The following is a 1641-nucleotide window of genomic DNA, read 5'->3' as shown; positions in this document are numbered from 1 at the left end:
AACTCTGGAGCTTCTTTTTTTGGCAATCTCAAATGCTCCAGCATATCTATCAGCTGGCGTATCTCTTCACCTGAGATATTTGTTATGACTAAATCCTGCTTCGGTGAATCGTAGCCAATGCAATCAAGCAGTTTTGCCATCTTCGGAATTATCCCATCCTCTGACTGCCATCTCGTGATTTGAGATGGATTGACGCCAATAGCCTGAGCAATTCTTATTGCTGAATGTGCCTGAATGCCATTACGTATTCTAGCTTCAATGTTTTTTGCATTTGATTTGCGTGTAATCGTAGTTTCCATGTCTATACTTAATTCCATAAGTTTCAGATAATAGTTATCCCTCCCGATGGGCTGGGAATTTATAAATCTCCCAATTTCAGGGAGGCCAAGTTGTTAAAGAGCAATAATTTTATTTTTTTCTATAAAACTCAGTTCTGTATTTTAATTTTCCTTTAGTGATGCGCTCCAATTTTAGAGCGGATCTTTCAGGAATAATTGTTCTCCATTGAGAAACAGCTGAATCAGAAATCATTAATTTCAATGCGATTTCTCGATGAGAACCAAAAAAATTCACGACCTCATCTTTTAGCATTAACACCTCCATTAAAGAATACTTTAATTATCATTTTAAAGGAAACTTAAGTCAAGAGGAATTAAGATTACTTAATTATGGAAATGAAATCGATTGGTGAACGCATTAGACTGCGCCGTAAAGAGCTTGAGCTCACTCAAAAACAGCTTGGGAAAAGAGTTGGGGTTTCTCACGTTGCAATTTCCCAATGGGAGAAAGAAGAAACTGAACCAAAGGGAGACAACTTGCTGTCTTTAGCAGATGCGTTAATGTGCACTGCTGAGTATATACTTAGAGGTACAACTTCAGAAAAACCTATTAGATGTGATAATGATACTTATAAATATAGCAGGCTAACCAAAAGAGAAGAAAATCTTCTAGAAATGTTCAATGCATTAACAGAAGATGAACAAAAAAATTATCTGAAAGAGATTACTGAGACTCGGGCTAATCTTGAACGAATCTATAAAGAAATGAAAGAAAAAGAGAAGAAGTCAAAAAGAGCATCGTGAGAATGATAATTGATTGATATTTATAAAGTAAATAATGTTATTTTACCATGTTCATTTAGGAGATAAAGATGAGCAACAACCAGCTCAACAAAATACCACACCAAACGATAGCAAATAACTGAATGCTACCCCGAGGGTTTTTTATTGCCCTCTCACCTTTCTCCTAAGAAGTTCCTCAGCTTTAACCTTCCTCTTTTTTTAACAATCCTTTTTATCGCTGAAAAAACAATTATTCTAAAAATCATCACGTTATAAATTTATATTAAAAATTTTACCTTATTATTTAAGTTATCTTTAGTTTAATGTTGACTTTTTCATTAAGATAACTTAAATTTATATTCATCAACTCACTGCAACAGGCAGACGACAGACAATACCACGAGTTATCTGAAACTGTGCCAGACGTTGCCAAGTAGCCAGCCTGAGGCGTACGAACATGAAGGCAAGTGACGACAGTTAAGCCGAGGATTTAAGATATGACGAATGTAAAAAGCACCTATGAATTTAGGCGCTTTGAACAAAAAGCGGTTAGTACTGTGTTTTTAGTTAGTGGGTATCT

General features: G+C 35.3%; 3 protein-coding genes. 1 reads left to right on the top strand and 2 read right to left on the bottom strand.

Annotation, left to right across the window (positions count from 1 at the left end; genetic code table 11):
- Together G468_RS22695 and G468_RS0117670 are read right to left on the bottom strand one after the other, a co-directional pair.
- On the bottom strand, window positions 1–299 hold a 299-nt coding region (locus G468_RS22695), incomplete at its 3' end, for a CII family transcriptional regulator (protein ID WP_051297201.1).
- 109 nt (window positions 300–408) lie between these two features.
- Window positions 409–591, bottom strand: coding sequence for a Cro/CI family transcriptional regulator (locus G468_RS0117670; RefSeq protein WP_026824112.1), 183 nt, complete (start codon window positions 589–591; stop codon window positions 409–411).
- A gap of 83 nt (window positions 592–674) precedes the next feature.
- Here G468_RS0117670 and G468_RS0117665 point away from each other — a divergent pair, with 83 nt between their 5' ends.
- Window positions 675–1082 carry a helix-turn-helix domain-containing protein gene (locus G468_RS0117665; RefSeq protein WP_034250486.1) on the top strand — a complete coding sequence of 136 codons (408 nt, stop codon included), beginning with the start codon at window positions 675–677 and terminating at the stop codon, window positions 1080–1082.
- The last annotated feature ends 559 nt before the right edge of the window (window positions 1083–1641 follow it).

It is taken from the genome of Arsenophonus nasoniae DSM 15247 (assembly GCF_000429565.1).
GTDB classification, from domain to species: domain Bacteria; phylum Pseudomonadota; class Gammaproteobacteria; order Enterobacterales; family Enterobacteriaceae; genus Arsenophonus; species Arsenophonus nasoniae.
Note: the sequence above shows the minus strand (reverse complement) of the source record. Positions and strands in the feature narration are given on the sequence as shown.

Excerpts from the sequence above, each read along its gene's own strand:
- G468_RS0117670 (WP_026824112.1), bottom strand. The coding sequence starts at position 591 with ATGCTAAAAGATGAGGTCGTGAATTTTTTTGGTTCTCATCGAGAAATC.
- G468_RS0117665 (WP_034250486.1), top strand. The coding sequence starts at position 675 with ATGAAATCGATTGGTGAACGCATTAGACTGCGCCGTAAAGAGCTTGAG.